This is a genomic window from Aeromonas sp. sif2416 (genome assembly GCF_019218665.1).
GTDB classification, from domain to species: domain Bacteria; phylum Pseudomonadota; class Gammaproteobacteria; order Enterobacterales; family Aeromonadaceae; genus Aeromonas; species Aeromonas encheleia.
Genome location: NZ_JAHUXC010000002.1, coordinates 285,798 through 307,993 on the forward strand (window position 1 = coordinate 285,798; position 22,196 = coordinate 307,993).

General features: G+C 63.3%; 18 protein-coding genes. 9 read left to right on the forward strand and 9 right to left on the reverse strand.

What is annotated here, in order from left to right:
• Positions 1–26 precede the first annotated feature (26 nt).
• A complete protein-coding gene (locus KW821_RS04680; protein WP_218290596.1) occupies positions 27–668 on the forward strand; it encodes a class I SAM-dependent methyltransferase in 642 nt (213 codons plus the stop codon).
• 68 nt (positions 669–736) lie between these two features.
• A complete protein-coding gene (locus KW821_RS04685) occupies positions 737–1,969 on the forward strand; it encodes a winged helix-turn-helix domain-containing protein (protein WP_218290597.1) in 1,233 nt (410 codons plus the stop codon).
• Between the two features lie 65 nt (positions 1,970–2,034).
• Here the strand turns inward: KW821_RS04685 and frdD are convergent, their stop codons facing one another.
• The 7 genes from frdD to mscM form a co-directional block, all read right to left on the reverse strand.
• Positions 2,035–2,391, reverse strand: a complete 357-nt coding sequence (frdD, locus tag KW821_RS04690) for a fumarate reductase subunit FrdD (RefSeq protein WP_025326128.1) — start codon at positions 2,389–2,391, stop codon at positions 2,035–2,037.
• A 10-nt stretch (positions 2,392–2,401) separates the two neighbouring features.
• On the reverse strand, positions 2,402–2,800 hold the full coding sequence (locus KW821_RS04695; RefSeq protein WP_042652718.1) for a fumarate reductase: 399 nt from the start codon (positions 2,798–2,800) through the stop codon (positions 2,402–2,404).
• Positions 2,801–2,816: 16 nt separating this feature from the next.
• Positions 2,817–3,551 (reverse strand): succinate dehydrogenase/fumarate reductase iron-sulfur subunit, encoded by a 735-nt coding sequence (locus tag KW821_RS04700; protein WP_042040876.1) that lies wholly within the window; start codon positions 3,549–3,551, stop codon positions 2,817–2,819.
• Positions 3,544–5,328: a fumarate reductase (quinol) flavoprotein subunit gene (gene frdA / locus KW821_RS04705; RefSeq protein WP_042652717.1), complete on the reverse strand. Its 1,785-nt coding sequence runs from the start codon at positions 5,326–5,328 to the stop codon at positions 3,544–3,546. Before frdA ends, KW821_RS04700 begins: the two co-directional genes overlap by 8 nt.
• A 514-nt stretch (positions 5,329–5,842) precedes the next feature.
• Positions 5,843–7,720 (reverse strand): methyl-accepting chemotaxis protein, encoded by a 1,878-nt coding sequence (locus KW821_RS04710; RefSeq protein WP_218290598.1) that lies wholly within the window; start codon positions 7,718–7,720, stop codon positions 5,843–5,845.
• A gap of 159 nt (positions 7,721–7,879) precedes the next feature.
• Positions 7,880–8,557 (reverse strand): glycerophosphodiester phosphodiesterase family protein, encoded by a 678-nt coding sequence (locus tag KW821_RS04715; protein ID WP_218290599.1) that lies wholly within the window; start codon positions 8,555–8,557, stop codon positions 7,880–7,882.
• A gap of 158 nt (positions 8,558–8,715) precedes the next feature.
• The gene (gene mscM / locus KW821_RS04720; protein ID WP_218290600.1) at positions 8,716–11,988 is read right to left on the reverse strand and encodes a miniconductance mechanosensitive channel MscM; all 3,273 of its coding nucleotides are present in this window, start codon (positions 11,986–11,988) and stop codon (positions 8,716–8,718) included.
• Positions 11,989–12,141: 153 nt separating this feature from the next.
• On the opposite strand from mscM, the gene KW821_RS04725 reads away from it, so the two are divergent.
• Positions 12,142–13,479 carry an MATE family efflux transporter gene (locus KW821_RS04725; protein ID WP_218290601.1) on the forward strand — a complete coding sequence of 446 codons (1,338 nt, stop codon included), beginning with the start codon at positions 12,142–12,144 and terminating at the stop codon, positions 13,477–13,479.
• A 98-nt stretch (positions 13,480–13,577) separates the two neighbouring features.
• On the opposite strand, the gene KW821_RS04730 is transcribed toward KW821_RS04725, so the two are convergent.
• Positions 13,578–14,405 carry a peptidoglycan DD-metalloendopeptidase family protein gene (locus KW821_RS04730; RefSeq protein WP_218290602.1) on the reverse strand — a complete coding sequence of 276 codons (828 nt, stop codon included), beginning with the start codon at positions 14,403–14,405 and terminating at the stop codon, positions 13,578–13,580.
• A gap of 274 nt (positions 14,406–14,679) precedes the next feature.
• On the opposite strand from KW821_RS04730, the gene KW821_RS04735 reads away from it, so the two are divergent.
• The 6 genes from KW821_RS04735 to KW821_RS04760 all read left to right on the forward strand — a co-directional run bounded on the left by KW821_RS04735 (position 14,680) and on the right by KW821_RS04760 (position 21,207).
• Positions 14,680–15,225 carry a fimbrial protein gene (locus KW821_RS04735; RefSeq protein ID WP_218290603.1) on the forward strand — a complete coding sequence of 182 codons (546 nt, stop codon included), beginning with the start codon at positions 14,680–14,682 and terminating at the stop codon, positions 15,223–15,225.
• A gap of 11 nt (positions 15,226–15,236) precedes the next feature.
• A complete protein-coding gene (locus tag KW821_RS04740; protein ID WP_218290604.1) occupies positions 15,237–15,992 on the forward strand; it encodes a fimbria/pilus periplasmic chaperone in 756 nt (251 codons plus the stop codon).
• Positions 15,993–16,156: 164 nt separating this feature from the next.
• Complete coding sequence (locus tag KW821_RS04745; protein ID WP_371317593.1) at positions 16,157–18,613, forward strand: fimbria/pilus outer membrane usher protein; 2,457 nt, start codon at positions 16,157–16,159, stop codon at positions 18,611–18,613.
• Positions 18,610–19,335, forward strand: a complete 726-nt coding sequence (locus tag KW821_RS04750; protein WP_218290605.1) for a molecular chaperone — start codon at positions 18,610–18,612, stop codon at positions 19,333–19,335. The genes KW821_RS04745 and KW821_RS04750 overlap by 4 nt, the downstream gene beginning before the upstream one ends.
• The gene (locus KW821_RS04755) at positions 19,335–20,384 is read left to right on the forward strand and encodes a fimbrial protein (protein ID WP_218290606.1); all 1,050 of its coding nucleotides are present in this window, start codon (positions 19,335–19,337) and stop codon (positions 20,382–20,384) included. The genes KW821_RS04750 and KW821_RS04755 overlap by 1 nt, the downstream gene beginning before the upstream one ends.
• A 40-nt stretch (positions 20,385–20,424) precedes the next feature.
• The gene (locus KW821_RS04760; protein ID WP_218290607.1) at positions 20,425–21,207 is read left to right on the forward strand and encodes a BPSS1780 family membrane protein; all 783 of its coding nucleotides are present in this window, start codon (positions 20,425–20,427) and stop codon (positions 21,205–21,207) included.
• A 48-nt stretch (positions 21,208–21,255) separates the two neighbouring features.
• On the opposite strand, the gene KW821_RS04765 is transcribed toward KW821_RS04760, so the two are convergent.
• On the reverse strand, positions 21,256–22,158 hold the full coding sequence (locus tag KW821_RS04765; protein ID WP_218290608.1) for a LysR family transcriptional regulator: 903 nt from the start codon (positions 22,156–22,158) through the stop codon (positions 21,256–21,258).
• Positions 22,159–22,196 lie beyond the last annotated feature (38 nt).

Here is a 22,196-nt window from a genome sequence, read left to right on the forward strand (position 1 = left end):
GCGGCTGTCACCCATGAGGATCCGCCATGTCATCAAGCGCCAGCTGCCCCCTCTGCTTGGCTCGCCACAGCTACCCGCTGCCCGTCGCCGGCAAGCATTACCATCGCTGCCAAAGCTGCGAGCTGGTCTGGCTGGATCCGGCCTGCCATCTGGCGCCGGCGGCGGAGAAGGCGGTCTACGACGGGCACGACAACCAGGTGGACGATCCCCGCTACCGTGCCTTCCTGATGCGGGCCTTCGGCGAGGTGCTGGCCCGGGTGCCGGCGCCGGCCTCCGGCCTCGACTTCGGCTGTGGCCCCGGCCCCGCGCTGATCGCCATGGGGCGGGAGGCGGGCTACGAGATGGCGGGCTACGACAAGTTCTACGCCGACGAGCCTGAGCTGCTGACAAGGCAGTACGACTTCATCACCAGCACCGAGGTGATCGAGCACATCGCCGATCCGCGCAGCGCGCTGGACGGGCTCTGGGATTGCCTCAAGCCCGGCGGCATCCTGGTGTTGCAGACTCAGCGGGTGCTCGGTGACGAGCGCTTCAGGAGCTGGCGCTACCGCCACGATCCAACCCACATCGTCTTCTTCGCCGAGGCCTCGTTTCGTGCCCTGGCGGCTCGCTGGCAGGCGGCGGTCTGTTTCCCCCATGCCGATGTGGTCGTCATCACCAAACCCTGAGTGGGCCGTTTTCATTTGGCCATGAGTTGGGCATGCTGGGAGCCTGTTACCAAGGAGCTGGTATCCCCATGTCCATTCCCCATCTCTCGCTGCAAGACGCCCGTCATCTGCAGCTCGCGGCCCAGGGCCTGCTGACCCCGCCCAAACGCAAGGCGGGCCCCGCCGACCTGCTGGCCTGCATCCGCCGCATGGCGCTGCTGCAGATAGACACCATCCAGGTGGTGGCACGCAGCCCCTATCTGGTGCTGTTCAGCCGGCTCGGTCACTACGATCCCGCCTGGCTGGATCAGCTGCTGGCGCGGGGTGACATCTTCGAGTACTGGGCCCACGAGGCCTGCTTCATCCCCCGCGAGGATTACCGGCTGCTGCGTCATCGCATGCTGGATCCCGCCGCCATGGGCTGGAAGTTCTCGGCCCAGTGGCTCAAGACCCACGGCGACGAGATAGAGCGGATAGTCGAGCGCATTCGCCAGCAGGGCCCGGTGCGGGCCATCGACTTCGAGCGCAAGGGGCAGAAGGGCAACGGCTGGTGGGACTGGAAGCCGGAGAAGCGACACCTGGAGGTGTTGTTCACCGCCGGAAGGCTGATGGTGAGCGAGCGGCGCAACTTCCAGCGGGTCTACGATCTCGCCGAGCGGGTGCGCCCGGGCTGGGACGATGAGCGGGATCTGCCGAGCCCTGAGCTGGCCCGGCGCGACATGGTGCGCGCCAGCTGCCGTGCCCTCGGGCTGGTCAAGACCGGCTGGGTGGCGGACTACTACCGGCTGCGCCGTGGCAAGTACGATGCCCTGCTCCATCAGCTGGCGGACGAGGGGGAACTGCTGCCCGTGCGCGTCGAGGGGTGGCAGCACGGCGCCTTCGTCCACGCCTCCCTGGCCGATGAGCTGGTGCAGGTGCAGGCCGGCACCCTCAAGGCGACCCACAGCGCCGTGCTGTCACCCTTCGATCCCCTGGTCTGGGATCGCAAGCGGGCCAGCGAGCTGTTTGGCTTTGACTACCGCATCGAGTGCTACACCCCGGCGCCCAAGCGCCAGTACGGCTACTTCGTGTTGCCCTTGCTGCGCCGCGGCAAGCTGGTGGGGCGGCTGGATGCCAAGGCTCATCGCAAGGAGGGGCTGTTCGAGGTCAAGAGCCTCTATCTGGAGCAGGGGGTCAGGGTGAGCGCCAGCCTGGCGCAGGATCTGGCGAAGGCGCTGCAAAAGCTGGCGGATTGGCATCAGACGCCCGCCCTGCGCATCGGCAGCATGCCGGCCCCCCTGCGGGCCCTGTGGCCAGCGCCGCGCCCTTGGCCCGCAGGCTAAACGACGGCCAAACAAAAACCGGGCACTGGGCCCGGTTTTATCATGTGTTGCTGGCAACTGAAGGATTACTGGAGTACCAGCACCATCAGCAGGCCGACCGTGATGGCAGACACCAGGAAGGCGAAGCCATAGAACACATAGTGGTGCAGCTTGGTGGTGTGGATCCCAAGGTCGTGCAGGCCGTGATAGATGCGGTGCATGCCGTGCCAGATCGGCAGGGCGATGATCACCAGCAGGATACAGGCACCCCACCAGGAGCTGGCGAAGGCGAGCACGCGCTCGTAGCTCATGGTCTCCACGTCCATGATGCCCATGGGCACCAGCAGACCGGTAATGAGGACAATCACCGGCAGCAGCATGGCGACCACCATGCCACCGGCACCAAACAGACCCCAGTAAATAGGTTCGTCAGAACGTCTCATGGTTTTCTCCTCAGGCGACGATGATCAGGACAAGCAGGGATACCACTGCCAGCGCCACATACTGGACGATGACGATCGGCTTCTCCGGCACCAGGTCTTCGCCACGGAAGATGCGCATGGCCTTGGGCGCCAGGGCGAACCAGGTCTTGGCATGGAACAGGCAAGCTGCCAGGGCGATGACATGGAACAGGATGGCGATTGGGCTTTGCAGGGATTCCAGCCAGCCGTTAAACGCTTCCTGACCCTGTACCAGTCGCAGCAGACCCCACATCAGCACCACGGCGTAGATGGAGACGAAGATACTGGTGCCTTCACGGATCATGTAACCGGTGTAGAAGGCGTTCTTCAGCCACCAGTCTTTCTTCATTTCGCGCACGTAGGGCTTACGTTTGCTATTGGTGTTGTTCATGGTCTCACTCCTGGTCTCAATCCGGCTTGAACATGGCGATCATGTAGTCCTTGGCGCTCTCGACCTTGCCAAGCTGGATAGCGGCGGCCGGATCCACGCCCTTCGGACAGACATCGGAACAGTAGCCCACGAAGGTACAGCCCCAGACACCCTCGTCCTGGCTGATGATCTTCATCCGCTCCTTGGACGCGCCGTCGCGGTTGTCGGCGTTGTAGCGATAGGCCAGAGCCAGTGCCGCCGGACCGGTGAACTTCTTGTTGATGCCGTACTGCGGGCAGGCGGCGTAGCACAGACCACAGTTGATGCACATGGAGAACTGGTGATACTTCGCCATGTCGGCCGGGGTCTGGGTGTACTCGCCGTCACACAGGTTGCGCGGTTCGCTCGGGATGATGTAGGGCTTGATGCTCTCCAGCTTCTCGATGAAATCGGACATGTCGACCACCAGATCGCGCTCGATCGGGAAGTTGTTGAGCGGCTCGATCTTCATCTTGCCCGGCAGATAGTCGCGCAGGAAGGTCTTGCAACCCAGCTTCGGAATGCCGTTGACCATCATGCCGCAGGAGCCGCAGATCGCCATCCGGCAGGACCAGCGGAAGCTCAGGGTAGAGTCCAGCTGATCCTTGATGTACTGCAGCGCATCCAGCAGGGACATCTCTTTCAGGTAAGGCACCTGGAAGGTCTGCATCCAGGGCTCGTTGTCCTGCTCCGGTCGGTAGCGCAGGATCTCAATTTCGATCATCTCAGCCATTCTTCTTAGCCTCGTCTTGTTTCTCACCCTCGGAACCGTACACACGCTTGGCCGGTTGGGATTTAGTGATCTTCACATCGGAGTAATCGATGGTCGGGGCGCCTTCCTGGTTGTAGAAGGAGAGGGAGTGCTTGAGGTAGTTCACGTCATCCCGCTCTTCGTAACCGTCCAGACGCTGGTGGGAGCCACGAGACTCTTTGCGGTTGATGGCGGAGTGGGCCATGGCTTCGGCCACGTCCAGCATGTAGCCCAATTCGATGGCGTACAGCAGATCGGTGTTGAAGACAGAGGACTTGTCGTTGATCTTGACCTTCTTGTAACGGGCCTTCAGCTCGTTGATCTTGTCGATGGTGCCTTGCATCAGCTCTTCGGTACGGTAGATACCGACCCCGGCTTCCATGGACAGGCCCAACTCGTTGCGGATATCGGCCGGGTTTTCGGTGCCGTCGATGTCGAGCAAGGAGAGGTGCTGCTTGATCAGCTGCTGTGCCTTGGCGGCCAGCGCCTCGGTGTTGCCATGAGTCTGGGTCTTGGCAAACTCACCGGCGTGCTCACCGGCCACCTTGCCGAACACTACGATCTCGGACAGGGAGTTGGAGCCCAGACGGTTGGCACCGTGCAGACCGACGGAGGCACACTCGCCCAGGGCGTACAGACCCGGCATGCGAGTGGCGCACTGGCCGTTGGTCTCGATGCCACCCATGGTGTAGTGGGCGGTCGGACGAACCGGGATAGGCTCCTTGACCGGATCCACACCCACATAGGCCTTGGCCAGTTCGCAGATGAAGGGCAGACGCTCCTTCAGGTACTTCTCGCCGAGGTGGCGCAGGTCGAGGTGAACCACGTCGCCCATCGGGCCCTGGATCACGCGGCCTTTCTGCTGCTCTTGCCAGAATGCCTGGGAGAGGCGATCGCGGGGACCCAGCTCCATGTGTTTGTTCTTCGGCTGGCCGACCGGGGTTTCCGGGCCCAGGCCATAGTCTTGCAGGTAGCGGTAGCCATCCTTGTTGAGCAGGATGCCACCCTCACCACGACAACCTTCGGTCATCAGGATGCCGGTGCCCGGCAGGCCGGTCGGGTGATACTGGACGAACTCCATGTCGCGCAGCGGCACACCGTGGCGGTAGGCCAGGGCCATGCCGTCGCCGGTGACGATGCCACCGTTGGTGTTGTAGCGATACACGCGGCCGGCGCCACCGGTGGCCAGAATGACGGACTTGGCCTGGATGAAGCGGGTGATGCCGTTCTGGATGTCGAAGGTCAGGACGCCCTGGACGCGACCGTCTTCCACGATCAGATCCATACAGAAGTGCTCATCGAAGCGCTTGATGGTCGGATACTTGATGGAGGTCTGGAACAGGGTGTGCAGGATGTGGAAACCGGACTTGTCGGCGGCGAACCAGGTGCGGGGGATCTTCATCCCGCCGAAGCGGCGCACGTTGGCCTTGCCGTCCGGCTTGCGGCTCCAGGGGCAGCCCCAGTGTTCCAGCTGGATCATCTCGTTGGTGGCATTGTTGACGAAGTAGTCGACCACGTCCTGCTCACACAACCAGTCGCCACCGGACACGGTGTCGTTGAAGTGATTTTCGAGGGAGTCATCCTCACGGACGACGCCAGCGGCTCCGCCTTCTGCCGCCACCGTGTGGCTGCGCATCGGATAGACCTTGGAGATCAGGGCGATCTCCAGCTCCGGGTGTGCTTCTGCTATGGCGATAGCGGCACGCAGGCCACCACCACCGGCACCGATGATGGCGACATCGGTCTTGATAATATCCACATCTGCCTCCTTAGGGATAGATTTGCTGGGCACGATTTTGCTCTATGAAAAAAATTCAGGCTTGATGCAAGTCAAACTGCTTTGTTTTAGTGCTTGGCAATGGTGGTTTTTATTAAAACCACCCCATTCCTTGGATAAAAATGCCGTCATTATCGCCATCCATCAGTGATCTGGATCAGCCGTAATCATTGCTCGGATTATTTTAACTCCAAGATTGTACGTAGTTTTCTTTCAAAAAAATGAGAAATGCCTCTCTTTTTAGGTATTACCCCTAAAGTTTTTAAGTTTTTTATCAAAAATATTTAATAATAATTATTCTCACGAAGCAGGGGTCAAAAAGGCTTCAAAAAAGTAATGCGAATATAGTTGGAGAGGGACACGTATGCGTCAGGATGTTAACCGAAGGGAGAGGCAGATCACAGAGATGGGGGGAGTGAGGGGGGATTATAACTACTGAAACCAAAAGACTTTATATAAGAAGGGGCCTGTATGGCCCCTTTTTGTTTTAACGGTATCAGATGCGGAACATGCCCACCTGATTGTTGAGTTCACCTGAAATATTTTTGAGTTGGGCCGACAGGTTGCGGGAGCTGTCGGCATCCACGGCCAGCTCATCGGAGACGTCCTTGACCGCCTGGATGTTGCGGCTGACCTCGTCGGTCACCGCCCGCTGCTCCTCGGCGGCGCTGGAGATCTGGGTCGCCATGTCGGAGATCTGATTGATGGAGGTGGTGATCTGCTCCAGCGCCTGGGTGGCATCGTTCGCATCCTCCACGCTGTTCTGCGCCAACAGCTGGCCCTCGTGCATGGTGCTGACGGCGCCCTGGGTGTTGCGTTGCAGCGTCTCTATCATGCTGCGGATCTCGACGGTGGAGCTGTGGGTACGCTGGGACAGTACCCGCACCTCGTCGGCCACCACGGCGAAGCCGCGGCCCTGCTCACCGGCCCGGGCGGCCTCGATGGCGGCGTTCAGCGCCAGCAGGTTGGTCTGCTCGGCGATGCCCTGGATGGTGGAGAGGATGGTGTTGATCTCCTGCGCATTCTTCTCCAGCTCCTGGATGATACCGGAGGCCTGCTTGACCTGGGTGGCGAGATCCGTGATGGAGCGCTGGTTGCGGGCGATCACCTGCTTGCCGTGTTCACAGCTGCTGGAGGAGCTGCGGGCCGCATCCGCGGTCTGCTCGGCGTTGCTGGCCACCTCCACCGCGGTGGCGGACATCTCGTGCACCGCGGTGGCGATCTGGGAGATCTCGTTCTGCTGGCGCGCCAGACCCTGGTTGGACTTCTCCGCCATGTCGTGGGACGACCTGGCCTGCTGGTTCAGCTGCCCGGAGGAGTTGGAGATGTCCTGTACCATCACGTGGATCCGCTCGATGAAGGTGTTGACGTGTCTGGCGACCGTGCCCACCTCGTCTTCCCGCTCGATCTTGATGCGGCGGGTCAGGTCGCCGTTGCCGCGGGAGAGATCGGCAATCGCCTCGCCGAGGGTCTTCAGCGGTGCCAGGGAGCTGTTGATGGCGACGTAGGAGAAGCCCGCGACGATGAGAATGGTGAGCAGCCCCTGCAGCAGGGCGGAGCTGACCATGCGGGACACCGACTGATAGGCAACCGCCTCGTCCACCACTATGCCGAAGTACCAGTTGGTGTTGGGGATCTCGGTGAGATCGAACACGCTGGCCTTGCCGCTGATCTCCATCTCGGAGATGGTGTTGTCATGGGCCAGCTCGTTGACCTTGGCCGCCGTCAGCTCGGGGGAGAGGGCGGTGGCGGGCTTGAGGGTCAGCGCCTTGTCCGGGTGGGCTATGATGGTGCCGTTGCTGTCCACCAGGATGGCGTAGGTGCCCTCGGAGTTCATGGCCAGCACGTCGCGCACCAGCCCCTCGATGGAGACGTCACCGGCGATCACCCCCTGGGTGTTGCCACGGGTGAAGGGCTCGGCGATGGTGATGATGAGGTTGCCCGACGCGGCATCGGCGTAGGGGGCCGTGATGGCGAGCTTGCCCGCCGCCATGGCGTCCTTGTACCAGGGACGCTGGCGCGGATCATAGCCGGCCGGCAGGCTGGTCTGCTTGCTCTGGATCATCCGGCCATCCTGGGTGCCCACGTAGACCAGATCGAAGTTGCCCGCGTTCATGGACTGGGCCAGGTGGCTGATGGGCTCATCCTCCTTGGCGAAGGCCTCCTTGGTGGAGCTCACCATGCTGATGCGGGCGTCCAGCCAGCGGGAGATCCCCTTCACGTTGGAGGCCGAGCTGTCGTCGATGAAGCTCCAGATCAGCCGCTGGGTTTCGCTGCGCAGCTGGGAGGTGTTGTACCAGACCTGCAGGCCGGTGATGACCAGGATGATGGCCCCGATGGCGAGGACCAGCTTGTTCTTGATGGATAGATTCATGTGTACATCCTTGTGAGCGTCAATCTGAGATCTGGGTGTGGTCTGTTATTGTTATGAGCCAATACTGTATCGGCTGAAATTGGACTTTATGTATCCCGATGCGCACGAAATTTAGCATCTATTTTTGACGTTCTATGGCCCGCCAACCCGCGTCGATACTCAGCTGAATCGATCTGGTCGGTTGGTGAAGATGCCATCGACACCCATGGTCGCCAGCGCCCTGGCATCGGCCGGCTCGTCGACCGTGTAGACCAGCACCTTGAGCCCCCGTCGGTGCGCATCCGCCACCAGCCCGGCATCGACGAAGTCCACATCGCAGTTCAGTGACCAGGCCCCCAGCTGCTCGGCAAAGCGGGCATGTTGCAACGGCAGGTTGGCGGTCAGGGCGCCAAGGCGCAGCTCGGGCCGTAACCGGGCGAAGCGTGCCAGCTCGGGATGATGGAACGAAGAGACAACCCACTGGGCCGGGGTGAAACCGAGCTCGCGCTCTGCCCGCCGGGTCAGGGCCGCCACCGGCTCGGCGGTATGGGCGCCCTTGAGCTCGATGTGCAGCTCGCAGCGCCCCGCAATCAGGGTCATCACCTGCCACAGGGTCGGAATATGTTCCCCTTCGCCCGCATCCAGTCTTGCCAGATAGGCGCGAGATTGCTGGGCGAGCACGCCGTGGCCATCGGTGCAGCGCTCCAGCCGCCGATCGTGGAATACCCAGAGCTCGCCGTCTGCTTGCTGCACGTCGAGCTCGATGGCGCTTACCCCGAGTTCGATGGCCAGCGCCATCGCCTTGAGGGTGTTTTCCGGCGCCAGCCCGCTGGCGCCGCGATGGGCAATGATCTGCATGCTATGGCTCCTGTGTTGCCTGGATGACGCGCGGGCTCAGCCCCGGCTCATTCTGATATCGATCTGCTGGTGCGGCAATCCCGGCCCCTGCTGCCGCAGCTTCTCCAGCACCAGCGAGTGAACCTCATGGGTGCATGACGGACATGGGGTGATCCCGCTCATCCCCGACTCATCCTGATATCGATCTGCTGGTGCGGCAATCCCAGCCCCTGCTGCCGCAGCTTCTCCAACACCAGCGAGTGAACCTCATGGGTGATCGGCATGCGGTGATCCATGTTGTTGACGTAGAGGCGGATCTCGTAGATCAGCGCCGAGTCGGTGAACTCGACCAGGAATACCTCGGGAGTCGGGGTATCCAGCACCAGGCTGGACTCCTGCACGCACTGCTCCAGCAACTGCTGCACCCGTTTGGGCTCCTGGCTCAGGCCGATGCGGATACGCAGCTTGACCCGGGTGATGGCATCGGACAGGGACCAGTTGATGAACTGCTCGGTGATGAAGGCCTTGTTGGGGACGATGATCTCCTTGCGATCCCAGTCGACGATGGTGGTGGCGCGGGTCTTGATCTTGGTGACTGTGCCGGTCAGATCGCGAATGGTGACGGTGTCGCCGAGCCGGATCGGCTTCTCGAACAGGATGATGAGGCCCGAGACGAAGTTCGCGAAGATCTCCTGCAGGCCGAAGCCCAGGCCCACCGACAGCGCCGCCACCAGCCACTGGGTCTTGGACCAGTCGATGCCGAGCATGGAGAAACCGGTGAGGGCACCTATCAGGATCACCATATATTTGCTGACGGTGGTCAGCGCGAAGCCGGTGCCGGGGGAGAGGCTAAGGTGCTGGAGCAGGGTGAGCTCCATCAGCCCCGGCAGGCTGCGGGCGGTGACCACGGTCAGGATGAAGGCGAAGGCGGTCAGCATCAGATCCTGCAGGGTAATGGCGGAGAGCTGCTCTATGCCGGCCACCTTGCTGCTCACCTGCCACACCTCGATGCTGCTGAGGAAGCTGAAGGCCGAGTTGAGATCCGACCATTGCACCACCACCAGCATGGTGAAGCCCAGCATCAGCAGGGTGCGCACCAGCCCCAGCGACTGGGCGCTGATGGTGTCCAGATCCAGCTCGGGCTCCTCCACCACGTCCGGGATCTCGGAGCTGAGATCGTCCTCGTCACGTTCCCGCTGGGCCAGGATCTCGGCCCGCTTGCTCTTGGCGCGATCGAAGGCGAGGCGGCGGCGCTGGATCAGCATCCAGCGATGGGCCAGGTAGTAGACGAGCAGGCAGCCGAGCCCCAGCAGCAGGCTCAGTTCCAGCTGGCGCAGCAGGGTGCGGGAGGTATAGAAGTAGCCGAACAGGGAGCCCAGCACCGCCAGCAGGGGAGCCAGCATCAGGCTGTTCCAGATGAAGTGGTGCAGCAAATGGGGCTTGGTCATGTCGGCCTGACCCCAGGTCAGCGGCAGCTTCTCCCGGTTGAGGCGGGCGAAGAACAGCAGCAGCCAGAGCGCCCCGACGATGAAGGCCAGCCGGCCGAGGGAGTCGTAGAAGGCGTGCTCCTGATAGCTGTTGGCCATGCCCTGCACGAAGAAGCTCGGGATCAGCACCAGCAGCAGGGTGCGGAACTGGCCCCAGACCCGCTGCACCGGCTCTTTCGGCCAGCGAAAATGCAGGATCAGGATCCCCTTCTCCAGGGTCAGGTGGCGGACCACCAGCAGGGCCAGCAGCAGAAACCAGATCTCGCCGAGGCCACGGGCCACCGCGACCGCGAACGGATATTGCCAGGCGCCGTCCAGCAGGCCGCGCATCATCAGCGCCATGGCCGGCAGCGGCAGGGCGGCGAGCAGGGAGCGCACCAGCAGACGGCTGGTGAGGCTGAACTTGTCCTGGGTCACCTTGCCGATGCGCGGGGCTATGTACTGGCTGTACTCTGTCAGATGGCGGGCCAGCTTGGTCCAGCACCAGGCCAGCACCAGCAGGCCGAGCCCGGCCAGGGTGAGGTTCATGGGGTTGTTTTCCACTATGGCCCTGGGCAGCTGCAGCCAGTTGGCGGGATCGATCAGCAGGCTCAGCGCGGTGGGCACCCCGAGCAGCACGGTCGGGGTGAGCGGGCGCACATCCGGCATCCAGAACAGGTGGCTGGCGCTGATGTCCCGGATCTCGTCGATCTTGCTGTTCTGGCGGCTGTAGAGCAGCTTGAGCCGGGTCTGCTCCTGGATCAGGGTGTCGGAGGCGTCGTTGAGCCGGGTCAGCAGTTGCCGTCTGGCCTTGAGCAGGTTGTCGAGCACCGCCTGCTGGGCGCGATCCAGGGTGATGTCATCGCCGCTGAGCAGGTTGTCGCGGATCTGGTCGGGATCCTTGAGGGCATCCTGCTCGGTCTCGTACTGGTACTTCGCCATGCGCGCCTTGACGATGGCGGACTCCAGCTTCTCCAGCGGGAAGTAGTTGGGCAGATCGGCCAGCTTGCTGCGCAGGTTCTCGCCGTAGGCGTTGCTGATCTGCAGCCATTCCAGCTGCTCGCGCACCGAGTTGACCAGATCGTTGAGCCCGGACAGGGACTTGTCGATGTCCCGCTGTTCGTCCTGCACCCGTTCGATCTGCTCCTCCAGGGCGCCGAGTTGCAGGGAGAGCGCCTGATTCTGCTGTTGCTGCTCCTGCAGCAGGGGCAGATCCGAGGTGAGCTGCCGGCGCAACCGCTCGCTCTCCGCCAACGCCTGCTCCGTCTTCTCCCGCCGCAGCAGGTTCTGTTGCGTCAGCAGGCTGTTCTGCCACTCGTCCTCATCGGTGATGGCGAGGTTGAGCTCCTGCAGCTTCAGCTTGCCGAGATCGTTGCGCTGCTGGGCGGAGAGCTGCTCCAGCTCCAGCATCTGGATCCGGTCAGACAGGCTCTGCTCCTTGAGGCGGGTGGCCAGTTGATGGGCCTCCTGCAGGCGATCCGACTCGTTGCTGAAACTCAGGCGATCGAGCTGGGCGCGGGTCTGCAGCAACTGCTTGCGCAGCTCGTCGACCCGCAGGTGATACTCCTGGCCCGTGCTCTCCAGCTGATTGAGGCCATCCATCACCGCCTGGCGCTCCTTGCGCAGGTTGATCTGGCGGTTGCTGCTCAGGCTGATGGCCTGGCGCAGTGCCTCCTCCTTGAGGGAGGAGAGGGGCGGGCGGGACTGGGGCTGATAGTTGTGCAGGCTCTCCTTGAGGCGGGCCGACTCCTTGGGATAGTCGATCAGGATCTGCTGGTAGACCTTGCCCTGCTCCCGGTAGCGCTGGGCGTCCCTGGCGTATTGCAGCGCCTGCTGGTAGCTCTCCCGCAGCTGCTGGTTTTCCGGGGTGTCGGTCTTGGGCACGCCTTGCAGCAACTCTTCAACCTGAGTGATGGCGTCATCGGCCTGTGCGAGCGAGGGGAGAAGGCTGAAGCAGATCAGCAGACAGAGCAGGCGTTGCAACATGGCGCACGTTTCCGTTCATGAGAAGTCGCCTTAGCCTAAAGCAGGGGGTGGGGCGGGTAAAGTCTTCCATATTAATGATCTGTAACATAAATAACGGGTGATCCGGGTCTTGTTTGGCTATTATTCTGGCCGTTCCCCTCAGTTGAGCAGTTTATGTCCACAGTCGATCTGGGCACGGCCCCCCTTTCCCGCCTCTTCCTGCGTTATGTCACCCCGACCGTGGCGGCCATGCTGGTCACGGGTGTCTATGTCACCATAGATGGCATCTTCGTCGGCCATATCCTGGGTCAGGACGGCCTGGCCGGCATGATGCTGGCCTACCCCATCTGCGCCGTGCTCTATGCGGTAGGGGCGCTGATCGGCATGGGCTCCTCGTCGCTCGCCTCCTTCTACCTCGGCAAGGGGGAGCAGGCGAAGGCGCGCCACATCGTCGGCAATGCGCTGGTGATGGTGCTCATCGCCTCGGCCGTGCTCGCCTTTATCGGCATCAATTACGGGGATGAGATGCTGACCTGGATGGGGGCCGAGGGGGTCATCTTCGACGCAGGACTCGCCTATCTGCAGTGGTATGCCTGGCTCGGGACCTTCGCCGTGCTCTCCATGGCGTTCACCGCCCTGCTGCGCAACGACGGGCGACCCGGCCTCACCACCTGGATCCTGGTGGGCGGCGGCGTGCTCAACGTGCTGCTCGACTACCTGCTGATGGCGGTGATCCCCTGGGGGCTGGCGGGGGCGGCCATCGCCACCATGCTCTCCCAGGCGGTGACCGGCGGCCTCTGCCTGTGGCACTTCTTCACCCCGCGCAGCCAGCTGCGCATTCGCTGGGATACTTTGGTGCCGGACTGGCGGCTGATGGGGGAGACGCTGCGACTCGGGGTCTCGAGCTTCCTGATGTACCTCTACCTGTCGGTGGTGCTGGCGCTGCACAACAAGGCGCTGCTGTCGGTGGGGACCTCGCTGCACGTGGCCGCCTACGGGGTGATCAGCTACAGCGAGGCCTTCTTCTATCTCATCTTCGAGGGGATCGCCATGGGCATCCAGCCCATCGCCAGCTTCAACGCCGGGGCGGGCAACTGGCAGCGGGTGCTGCGGGTGCGCAACCTGGCGCTGGGGGTGACCCTGTTGGTGGCGCTGTGCGGCATGATCCCGCTCTATCTCTGGCCGGAAGGGGTGGTCTATCTGTTTGCCGGCGACAACGCGGCCCTGCTGCCGGTGGCAAGCCTCGGCATCTGGCTCTACTTCTGGGGACTGCCGATGGAAGGCCTGCTGCTGGTGGGGGCTACCTACTTCCAGGCCATCAATCGGGCCCGCATCGCCTCCCTGCTCACCGGGGGCAAGCTGGTGCTGATCGGCGGTTTCCTGTGGGGCTTCTCCTCCCTGTGGGGGGTGGCCGGGGTCTGGCTGGCGCTGCCCACCTGTAGCAGCCTGTTGGTGCTGGTGATGTGGCGGGCCATGCGCAAGGAGGCGGGCCTGCATGCCGGTGTGAGCTGAAGGCGACCGCCAGCGGACCCTGGGTGACGGATGTGAAAAAGAAGAGGCAGCCCAGGCTGCCTCTTCTTTTTTATGACGTGCTTATGACGTGAGCCGGCTCAGGGCTTGAAGGCCCCGATAAAGATGGCGGGATCGACACGGGCATCGTTGAGGCTGACGTTCCAGTGCATGTGGGGACCGGTGGCGCGACCGGTGGCGCCGACCCGGCCGACGATGCCACCCCTCGGCAGACTCTGGCCCAGCTTCACGTCGACCTTCGACATGTGGCAGAACATGCTGATCAGCCCCTGGCCGTGATCGACGAATACCGTATTGCCATTGAAGAAGTAGTTGCCGATCAGGATCACCTTGCCCGCGGCCGGCGCCTTGATCGGGGTGCCGGCACCGACCGCGAAGTCGAGGCCGGAGTGGGGGTTGCGCTCCTCGCCGTTGAAGAAGCGGCGCAGGCCGAAGGGGCTGGAGAGCGGCCCCTGCACCGGCTTGTCGAACAGCAGGTTGCTGGGCTGGGTAGGGCTGAAGGTCTGATAGGCCTGGGTTTGCTCCGCCAGCTCGCGGTTGATGCGCACCATGTCCTCGGCCAGCGGGTTGACCTGGCGGCCGTTCTTCAACTTGATGTGCTGCTCACGATAGTGCTTGGGCTGGACCAGGAAGCTGAGCCGGCGGCCATCGCCTACCACCAGGGACTGAGGGCCGGTGGCGCTCTTGAGCGGGATGCCGACTATGGCTATCCAGCGACGGCCCTCCTCACGCACGACCAGCACCGGCTTGTCCTGATAACGGACGCTGGGCGCCTCTGGCCCGTCCCCCAGTGCTACCACGGCCACGCCACCCGGCACCGGATGATTGAGCAGGCGGCTGATGAAGCCTGGATCGGCATAAAGATGAGTGCTGCCCAGCAGCAGGACAAGGAACAACAGGCGGCGCATGGCGGCTCCATCGAATGAGAGGGGTGGAATCAAAGGGGGAAAATGATGCCACATTCCCGCCGGGCTGTCCGCAGCGTCGGACGACGGGGACGAGCAGTGGCGTCATTTGTTGTCCGGATGTTGCCTGGAAGCGAGCAGGCTCGGCCAGCCTGTGCTATTTACTAATGCATCACTAGATATTGGTCGTTGAATGACACCTATTGTGACAAGGAAGACAGGCTCTGGCAGGGGAACGGTAGTCGCCAGCGGCATCCAGGGCTAGACGGAGGTTGTGATGAAGACGAATGCTCTCTTTGTGCTTGCACTCGCCATGGGCGGGCTGGTATCTGTCCCCGCCGCCGCCTTCAACGGCACTATTACCATCAATGGGGAAGTGACTGCCGGCACCTGCGCCATCGCCGTCAATGGCGGCAACGCATCGGCCACAGTGACCCTGCCCACCGTCAGCACCAACGCGCTCGGCAGCATAGGCCAGACCGCCGGTGCCACCGGTTTCAACCTCGCGCTCACCAGCTGCCCGACCACGGGCTCGGTGCGGGCCTACTTCGAAAACATCGGCGTGGCCCAGGCCACGGGCAACCTCAGCAACAAGGCCGTCGCGGCGGGCGGGAAAAACCCGGCTCAGAACGTGGAGGTCCAGATCCTCTCGGCCAACAGCACCCCCATCGACTTGAGGACCAATACCGGAAACAACGTGTTGGTCGACTTCAGCGCGACCGGCGGGGCGACGCTCTATTACAGCGCCCAGTACATCGCCACCGGCGCCGTGGGGGCCGGCCTGGTCTCGGCGGACCTCATCTACTCGCTGGATTACCACTGAGTATCGCCTCCATGAGTCTGCCCCGGGGCCTTGGATGGGCAAGGCTGTGGCGCTATGGCTGGGGCATGGTGTTGCTCGTTGCCTGGCAGGCCTGGGGCTATGTCCAGATCTCGGGTACCCGGGTCATCTACCCCGCCTCCGCTCGTGAAGTCACGCTGGAGCTGACCAACAAGGGCAACGTGCCCGCACTGGTGCAGGTCTGGATGGATGCCGGCGACCGCCGCATCCGGCCCGGTGTCGAATCGGTGCCATTTTTGATCACCCCCCCCATCACTCGGATTGATGCCCAGCGCGGCCAGTCGCTGCGCCTCACCTATGTGGGGCAGGGGCTGCCACAGGATCGCGAGTCGGTGTTCTGGCTGAATGTGCTGGAGGTTCCGCCCAGCGCCAAGTCCACCCAGGCAGGCCAGAATCTGGTGCAGCTCGCCTTTCGCTCCAGGATCAAGATGTTCTATCGCCCCGAGGGGTTGGCAGGCAACGTCGAGCACTCCGCCAATCACCTGAGCTGGCGCCTGATCCGGCAAGGGGAGGGCTATGCCTTGCGGGCCAGCAATCCAAGCCTGTATCACGTCAGCATCAGCAATCTCGAGCTGCAGACGACCCAGACCAGGCGCTACAGCAATCTCAGTGGCGGCATGGTGTCGCCGGGAGGCAGCGCCGATTTTCCCATAGATCGCCTGTCGGGTTCGGTCCATGCCAAGGCGGTGACCTTCTATTGGCTCAATGATTATGGGGCCCGCGAGGTGGGTCGATTCGTCTTCAACTGATCCCGTTTTGGCTCTTGAGGGGGAGGTGTGCCGTGTCAGCCAGTCATCATCCCCAGCATTCAATGTCTCGTGCCAGCGCCCCGGGGGCTGGAGTCCGGAGGGCGGTTAGTGGCGGGCTGCTTGCGCTGCTCTATCTCTGGTTCACTTGGGCCCAGGCCGGTGAGGTGGCGTCTGCCCCCATCACCGAGACGCCCGCCCCGGCGGCCGATGTCGAGTTCGACAGTCAGCTGCTCGACAGCCTGGGGGTGAACATCGATCTGGCGCGCTTCGCCAGTGCCGACTTCGTGCCCCTTGGCCTCTATCAGCTCGACATCATCATCAATGGCAAGGACAAGCTGAGCCAGCAGGTGGAGGTGCGGGCCGGCCCCGATCCCAAGACCCCGCGGTTTTGCTTCACACCCGGTCAGGTAACGCAATGGGGGCTGCTTGTCGACCAGTTGCCCAATCAGCCGTCGGTCAAGCTGCAGATGCAGAGTAACTGCATCCGGGTCGAATCCCTGGTGCCTGGTGCTAGCTTCAGCCTGGATCTGCCCAGCCTGAGCGGGGCGCTCAGCCTGCCGCAGGCCTATGTCGGCCGGGTCCGGCGTGACTATGTCGGGCCGGAGCAGTGGGTACAGGGGATCAATGCGGCCTTCATCGGCTACAACGCCAATCTTTATTACAGTGAGCTGAGCGGGACCGACGATCAGTTCAGCAACAGCGTCAATCTCAACACCGGCGTCAACCTGGGGGCCTGGCGTCTGCGCCATAACGGCTCCTGGCAGGGCAGTGACGGCGGCAGCTATCAGTCGCTCAACAGCTATGTGCAACGGGATGTCACCACACAGAGGGCTCAGCTCACCCTGGGTGAGTACTTCACCCCGGGGGACAGCTTCGACAGCGTGCCTTTCACCGGGGTGCAGCTTGCCAGTGACGATGCCATGCTGCCCGATTTTGAACGGGGCTTTGCCCCCGTGGTGCGCGGGGTGGCCCAGAGCAATGCCAGGGTCACCATCCGTCAGGGCAGCGCCCTCATCTATGAAACCCAGGTTGCTCCCGGCGCATTCGCCATCGACGATCTCTATGCCACCAGCTTCGCCGGCGATCTGGACGTGACCATCACTGAGGCGGATGGCAGCGAGCGCAGCTTTACCCTGCCATTCTCCTCCGTGGTGCAGATGCTGCGGGACGACACTTCCCGCTTCAGCCTGACCCTGGGCCGTTACCGCAACGAGGCCGGCCCGGATGGCCCCGACTTTCTGCAGGGCATCTATCGCCGCGGCTATTCCAACACCCTGACTCTGTACGGCGGCAACATAGCCGCCGAGGACTATGCGGCCCTGCTGGGGGGCGCCGCCATGGGCTCCGACTATGGCGCCCTGGCGCTCGACGTCACCGGCTCCTGGGCGCGGGATCTGCCCGCCGCCTCCGAGCTGCCCCCGTCGCTCTCCGGGCAGAGCTACCGCCTGACGTACAGCAAGCAGATGGATCTGACCCAGACCTACTTCACCCTGGCCGCCTACCGTTTCTCCAGCGAAGGCTATCTGGATCTCAACGATGTGGCGGCGGCCCAGAGCCAGACCCTCGATCAGCTGCAGCGGGAGCGCAATCGCTTCCAGCTCAACATCAACCAGCCAGTGGGGGAGTGGGGGGATCTCTATTTCAACGGCATCAGTCGCGACTACTGGGGGGCCGAGGCCGAGAGCAGCAGCTTCCAGCTCGGTTACAACCGGGGGTTTGACTGGGGCAACCTGACGCTCTCGGCCAGCCATTCGCTGGACGATGGGGTCGGCGATCAATACATGCTGAGTCTCAGCATCCCCATCGGAGATAGACTCGGTGCCCCGCGCCTGAGCAGCACCGTCTCCTATCAGGAGGGGCAGGGTTACAGCGCCAGGCTGGATCTCAACGGGGGCTCCCGGGACGGGCGTTTCTACTACGGGCTCTACGGCAGCCAGAGCCAGGGGGATGGGGCGGGCTATCAGGGCTATGGCGCCAATGCCCAGTATCAGACGGCGGCAACCCAGCTGGGGCTGAGCACCAGTCAGGGGGAGGGGTATTCCCAGTATGTGGCCTCGGCCAAGGGGACACTGCTGGTGCATGAAGAGGGCTGGGTGCTGGGACAAACTCAGGGGGAGACGATGGCGCTGGTGGAGGCCAAGGGCGCCCAGGGGGCCAGGGTCAGCCACGGGATTGGTAGCGAGGTGGATGGGGATGGTTACGCCGTGCTGGCCGGGCTCAACCCCTATCGCACCAACATCATCGGCCTGGATCCGAGCGGCCTGCCGCTGGATGTGGAGATAGATGGCAGCGCCCAGATGGTGGCCCCCCGCCGTGGCGCCATCGTCAAGCTGGCGTATGAGACCCATGTCGGTCAGCCGTTGCTGCTCAAAGTCCAGCGGACGGACGGCAGTGTCCTGCCATTCGGGGCCGAGGTGGTCGACGGCGCCGGTCGCTCGGTCGCCGTCGTCGGCCAGGGGGGGCTCATCTTCGTGCGCGGTGAGCAGGCTATCCTCTACGTCCAGTGGGGGAAGGAGCCAGATCAGCAGTGCCGGCTGGATTATCGCGTGCCCGAACCAGATCCTGCGGTGCCCTACCAACAGGTCGCCGCCCGCTGCCTCACCATGGAAACAAACTCATGAGACATTTCACTCTGTCATGTCTGGCGCTGGGCTCCCTGCTGTGGTGGCCTGGTTGCGAGGCCGCGCTCAACCTGATGCGCACCCGGCTTATCTATGCCGGTGGGGCCAGCGAGGCCAGCCTGATGGTTCACAACCAGGGGGAGGCACCGACCCTGCTGCAGGCCTGGGTCGATGGGGGCGACGAACAACAGGGGCCGGCCGACGTCTCGACCCCCTTTCTGGTGCTGCCTCCCATGATGCGGCTGGGGCCGGACAAAGGGCAGGCGCTGCGCGTGTTGGGTGCCGATCTGAGGGCGCTGCCCCGGGACAGGGAGTCGCTGTTCTGGCTGAATGTGCTGGGCTTGCCGCCCAAGGCCGCAAGCGCGGGCGGCAGCGTGCAGCTCGCCTATCGCACCCGCATCAAGCTGTTTTATCGCCCGGCCGGGCTCGCCGGCTCCGCTGCCGGGGCGGCGGAGCGGCTCATCTGGCACGAGCTGGCGGGCACCGGGCTGAGGGTGACCAATCCCACCCCCTTCCACGTCAGCCTGAGCGAGGTGCTGCTCGAGTCGAGGGGGCAGAGCTTCAGCTGGCACGAGGCCGGCGTGATCCCGCCCTACGGCATCTTGCCGATCCCTATGCCTGGGGCGGCACTCGCGGGTGCCAGGGGGCGGCTGCGCTGGATCGACGACGATGGCAACTATCACGAGCAGGGGTTTGTGCTGAACCAGCAGGGAGGGCAGTGATGGGCGAGCAGACGGAGAACAACAGCGTGGGTCGAGTAAAGAATAGTGGCCTGATGGCCGGTGTCTTGTTATTGGGTTGCCTGCTGTGGCTGCCCAAGGCTCATGCCGTCAACGGCCAATGCACCAGCCCCTTCGTGGCGACCGGGCCCATTACCACCACAGGGACTCTCTATCAGCCCGGAGATACCGGTATTGCCACCGCCTTCTCGACCACCAGCTCGGCTACCTGCGATTGCACCGGGATCTCGGTAGGATTGCTGGTGACTGTTTATTATCAGGCCACGACCAGTCTGCCCACCGTCTCCGATCCTCTGGGGACCCTGATCAAGCTCAACTCCTATTTTGGCCTCAAGGCCGAGTTCAATGCGGCTGGCACTTATCGGACGGTTCCTTTCAATGCCACTTCCAGCGGGTTGTTGGCCGTCTGCATCGGCAACGTGGTGAATCTGGCATTGGGTGGGATCGACGTCAACGGCGGCCGCTATACCCTGAAGCTGCTCAAGGGGGTCACGGGCACCCAGACCTTCAGCGGCACCGTCGCCTACCTCTTCGTGCGGCGCTCCAGTGCGCCCGATACCAGTCCGGCCAATGCGTTCAGCCAGCTGGCGATGAACATCAGCGTCACCTCGACCCCGAGCTGCCAGTTTCCGGCTGGCACCAGCATCCCCATCGATCTCGGCGCCGTGGCGCAGAGCGCCTTCATCGAGGGCGAGGTGCCCAGAGGCTACACGCCCCGCAGCGTCAATGTGAGCGTCACATGCAGCCAGATCCCGAGCGATTATGTGGTGCCGCTCAGCTACCGCTTCGGGGGGGCGCTCACCAGCCAGAATCGTTTCATCACCACCAGCCTGGCTGGGGTCGGGGTGGGCATGCTCGAGCAGGGCAGCCCAACCCCTATTCCATTTGATACCGCCATCGCGGTACCCTACTCGGCGGCTACCCACAACACCAATTATCAGGTGAGGCTGTACCCGACCCGGCTGCCGGGCCAGGTCGTGCGCACCGGCGCTTACACCGGGACCATCATGGTCACGGTGAGCGTGCCCTGAGGGAATAAGCTTTCGTTTTATTTTTGCAACGAGGTCGACGATGAACAGTGACAACCGCCTGCGCAGCGAACCCAAGCGTCACCCCATGGGGCGAGGCTGGATCTGGATCCGCACCGGGTTCGACATCTTCAACAAGGGCATGGGGGCCAGCGTGGCCATGATAGTGCTCTGGTTCCTGGTGGGCATGCTGTTGGAGCAGTTACCGGCGGGCAGTTTTATCTCCCAGTTGCTGTACATGGTGTGGGGCGCCGGCTGGGTGGCGGTGGCGCAGCGGGGCTATGGGGGGCAGCCCCTGCAGTTTGCCGACTTCTTTGCCGGTTTTCGTCACAAGCTGACGCCCCTGATCCTGGGGGGGCTGCTGGTGCTGTCGCTATTCTGCCTGCTGCTGCTTGCCTGCTTCGCCCTGCTGCACCTGTGGGATCTGACCGGCTTGCTGTCTCAGGATCCTGAGACGCTGACGGTGACACCCGAGCAGGCGCAGGGCTTCATGCTCTGCCTGCTGCTGTTCCTGGCCTTGCTGGTCCCCCTGCTGATGGCGATCACCTTCGCCCCCGCCCTCATCTTCTTCCACGAGGTGGGGGTCTGGCAGGCGGCCAAGCTCAGCTTCGCGGGCTGTCTGCGCAACATGTGGCCCTTCCTCTGGTGGGGGCTGCTCGGTGCCCTGTTGCTGCTGCTTGGGGCGGCGCTGTTTCTGGTCGGCCTGCTGGTGGTGCTGCCAGCCATCAACTACTCCATCTATGCGGCCTACCGTGACATCTATCTGGAGGAGCTGGATGCCGCTGATGCCGAGCCGCCCGCCAAGGCGTTCGGTTTCGAGGCATAAGCCAGCACAGCATGACAAGGGGCCCGCGGGCCCCTTTTTATTGTCTGTTTACTCTGATTGCCACAGGGGATCGTCCGCCATGCTGGCGATGAGAAAGTCGAGGAAGCTGCGCAGCAGGGGAGACATCTGCTTGCGGGTGCCGTAGACGGCATAGACCCCGAGTCGCTTGGGCTGCCACTGGGTCAGCAGCGGCACCAGGGCGCCGCTCGCCAGCTGGGCCTGCACCGAGTAGCTTGGCTGCAGGCTGATGCCCGCCCCATCCAGGGTCGCCGCCAGCAGCAGGTTGGAGATGTTGGCGCTGAGGTTGCCACTCACCGGCACGGATTCCGGGCCAGCGGGCCCCTGAAATTCCCACAGGCTCTTGCCGAAGTAGGTGTAGGTGAGGCAGTTGTGCAGCGCCAGATCCTGCACCTGCTGCAGAGGTGCGTGGCGCGCCAGGTAGGCCGGGCTGGCACAGACCACCGAATGGCAGGTGCCGAGGCGGCGCGCCACCAGGTTGGGATCCAGATCGTTGGTGATGCGCACGGCGAGATCGATCCGCTCCTCCACCAGATTGACTGTCCTGTCCAGCAACAGGATGTCGATGGCGGTGCCGGGATAACGGGCAAGGTAGTCGTTGGCGGTCTGGACCAGCAGGGCTTCCGCCAGGGAATAGCTGCTGGTGATGCGCAACTGCCCTTTGGGGGCCTCCTGGCTTTGCACCGCCAGCTGCTCCATCTCCTCGCCCAGGGCCAGCATGGTCCTGGCCCGGTTCAGCGCCTCCTCACCCGGCCCGGTGAGGCTCAGCCGGCGGGTGGTACGGTGCAGCAATCGGGCCCCCATCCAGCGCTCCAGCTCGGCCAGATAGCGCGACACCATGGCGCGCGACATCTCCAGCTTGTCCCCGGCACCGCTCAGGCTGCCCTGCTCGACCACTGCGACGAAGACCCGCAGTGCCGTCAGTCGATCCATGTTACGCCCTCCAATATGCTCGATTTGTGCAACAGTGA

Excerpts from the sequence above, each read along its gene's own strand:
- KW821_RS04680 (WP_218290596.1), top strand. The coding sequence starts at position 27 with ATGTCATCAAGCGCCAGCTGCCCCCTCTGCTTGGCTCGCCACAGCTAC.
- KW821_RS04685 (WP_218290597.1), top strand. The coding sequence starts at position 737 with ATGTCCATTCCCCATCTCTCGCTGCAAGACGCCCGTCATCTGCAGCTC.
- frdD (WP_025326128.1), bottom strand. The coding sequence starts at position 2,391 with ATGAGACGTTCTGACGAACCTATTTACTGGGGTCTGTTTGGTGCCGGT.
- KW821_RS04695 (WP_042652718.1), bottom strand. The coding sequence starts at position 2,800 with ATGAACAACACCAATAGCAAACGTAAGCCCTACGTGCGCGAAATGAAG.
- KW821_RS04700 (WP_042040876.1), bottom strand. The coding sequence starts at position 3,551 with ATGGCTGAGATGATCGAAATTGAGATCCTGCGCTACCGACCGGAGCAG.
- KW821_RS04710 (WP_218290598.1), bottom strand. The coding sequence starts at position 7,720 with ATGAATCTATCCATCAAGAACAAGCTGGTCCTCGCCATCGGGGCCATC.
- KW821_RS04715 (WP_218290599.1), bottom strand. The coding sequence starts at position 8,557 with ATGCAGATCATTGCCCATCGCGGCGCCAGCGGGCTGGCGCCGGAAAAC.
- mscM (WP_218290600.1), bottom strand. The coding sequence starts at position 11,988 with ATGTTGCAACGCCTGCTCTGTCTGCTGATCTGCTTCAGCCTTCTCCCC.
- KW821_RS04725 (WP_218290601.1), top strand. The coding sequence starts at position 12,142 with ATGTCCACAGTCGATCTGGGCACGGCCCCCCTTTCCCGCCTCTTCCTG.
- KW821_RS04730 (WP_218290602.1), bottom strand. The coding sequence starts at position 14,405 with ATGCGCCGCCTGTTGTTCCTTGTCCTGCTGCTGGGCAGCACTCATCTT.
- KW821_RS04735 (WP_218290603.1), top strand. The coding sequence starts at position 14,680 with ATGAAGACGAATGCTCTCTTTGTGCTTGCACTCGCCATGGGCGGGCTG.
- KW821_RS04740 (WP_218290604.1), top strand. The coding sequence starts at position 15,237 with ATGAGTCTGCCCCGGGGCCTTGGATGGGCAAGGCTGTGGCGCTATGGC.
- KW821_RS04750 (WP_218290605.1), top strand. The coding sequence starts at position 18,610 with ATGAGACATTTCACTCTGTCATGTCTGGCGCTGGGCTCCCTGCTGTGG.
- KW821_RS04755 (WP_218290606.1), top strand. The coding sequence starts at position 19,335 with ATGGGCGAGCAGACGGAGAACAACAGCGTGGGTCGAGTAAAGAATAGT.
- KW821_RS04760 (WP_218290607.1), top strand. The coding sequence starts at position 20,425 with ATGAACAGTGACAACCGCCTGCGCAGCGAACCCAAGCGTCACCCCATG.
- KW821_RS04765 (WP_218290608.1), bottom strand. The coding sequence starts at position 22,158 with ATGGATCGACTGACGGCACTGCGGGTCTTCGTCGCAGTGGTCGAGCAG.